Genomic DNA, 1,545 nt, shown 5'->3' on the forward strand with positions numbered 1-1,545 from the left:
GATTCCCTCTTCATAGTAATGCTTAGTCGCATCAATATTAGAAACTAAATCCGCCAAATCCATCAGTTCCCGTTTGGCATCTCTGCCTGTAACGACTAGATGCATATGAGCGGGTCGATTACGAATCGCATCAATTACTTCTGCTAGTGGCAAGACATCTTCAATCGGGAACTTAGAGATGGCCAACGCATTGTTTAACTCATCCAGAACCAGTAAATCAATTGTAGGATCACAAAGGGCCTGTTTTGCTTTTTCCCAAGCTATTGTTAGTGCCTCCCGATGCTCTTGTGGAGTTTTGGTCCATGTAAAGCCAATCCCAAGCTGTTCCATTTCAACCCCTAATTTCTTTAAAGCCAATGCCTCTCCATATGTTCGCTCTGGAGATTTTATAAATTGGAGAAATTTAACGTTCATGCCTCTCCCAATTGCCCGTAAAGTAACTCCAAGTGAGGCAGTCGTTTTCCCTTTCCCATTTCCGGTATATATAAGAAACAATCCTCTGCGAGCCATCTTATTCGCCTACCTTCATAGCCAAACTGTTTTTTCTACGTATGAAGTTCGTTTAGTAGCAGAAACAGGTTGATCCTTTTTAGGATAGCCGATAAAAATAGTACCGATTACTTTTTTGTTTTCCGGCGAACCGATAAATTCGTGCAGTCGTTCATCCCTGACAAGGCCTACTCCTCTAGTGCGCCATACAAAGCCAAGACCAAGTTCTTTTGCTGCAAGCCACATCGAATGAACAGCACAACAAGAGGCAAATACATTGTCCTCGGATGAATCCGGATCTTCAGGCAAAATATCAGAGGTTACGACAATGATAAGCGGAGTAGTTTTTACAACTTCTAGTGAACTATCAATCAATTTCGGCTTGGTCGGGAAACGCTCATGTAAATATTTTTCTGCCAACTGTTCATAGCGTTGCTTCGCTTCTCCCTTGATTACATAAAAACCCCAAGGTTCACGTAATCGGTCGTTAGGGGCATATGTAGCTGCTTCTAATAACTGCCTGATTTTTTCATCTTCTACTTCTTTTTCTTCATAGTTTCGTATGGCTCTGCGGTCTTTCAATTCTTGAATGATAGACATCTTGACTCGTTCCCTTCACTCGTAGACTCTGATTCAATCACTTTTTCAAACCATTGGATTTTTTCTCTTAATTGAACGACTTCACCTACCAGAAAGATTGCCGGATTTTGAATTTCCGCTTCCACAGCAAGCATAGAAATCGTGTTCAAGGTTCCAGTTATCGTCCTTTGTTTATCTGTAGTACCCCATTCAATGACAGCCACTGGTGTTTCTTCGTCTCTACCATGCTCTATCAATTGTTCGCAGATAAATGGCATATTACCAATTCCCATGTAAAAGGCGATGGTATCAATTCCTTGAGCCAATGCCTGCCAATTCAGGTTGTCTTGACCCTTGTAATCACGTCCATGTCCGGTCACAATCGCAAAACTCGACGCATGTTCACGATGGGTAACCGGTATACCGGCATAAGCTGGAGCTGCAATGCCCGCTGTCACTCCTGGGATTATTTCATAT

The 1,545-nt window shown here is 42.4% G+C and carries 3 protein-coding genes; all 3 read right to left on the reverse strand.

The window, feature by feature from the left end:
- Nucleotides 1-510: cob(I)yrinic acid a,c-diamide adenosyltransferase (locus AC1DUW_RS28355; protein WP_477644123.1), on the reverse strand; the 510-nt coding region annotated here is incomplete at its 3' end.
- Nucleotides 511-525: 15 nt separating this feature from the next.
- Entirely contained in the window at nt 526-1,089 is a 564-nt protein-coding gene (locus AC1DUW_RS28360) for a nitroreductase family protein (RefSeq protein WP_053345854.1), read from the reverse strand.
- Nucleotides 1,068-1,545, reverse strand: a 478-nt coding sequence (locus AC1DUW_RS28365) for a uroporphyrinogen-III C-methyltransferase (RefSeq protein ID WP_477644124.1), incomplete at its 5' end; no start/stop codon positions are given. The genes AC1DUW_RS28360 and AC1DUW_RS28365, both read right to left, overlap by 22 nt.

It is taken from the genome of Peribacillus sp. P4_C12, assembly GCF_056402095.1.

Coding starts and splice junctions, on each gene's coding strand:
- AC1DUW_RS28360 (WP_053345854.1), bottom strand. CDS start 1,089: ATGTCTATCATTCAAGAATTGAAAGACCGCAGAGCCATACGAAACTAT.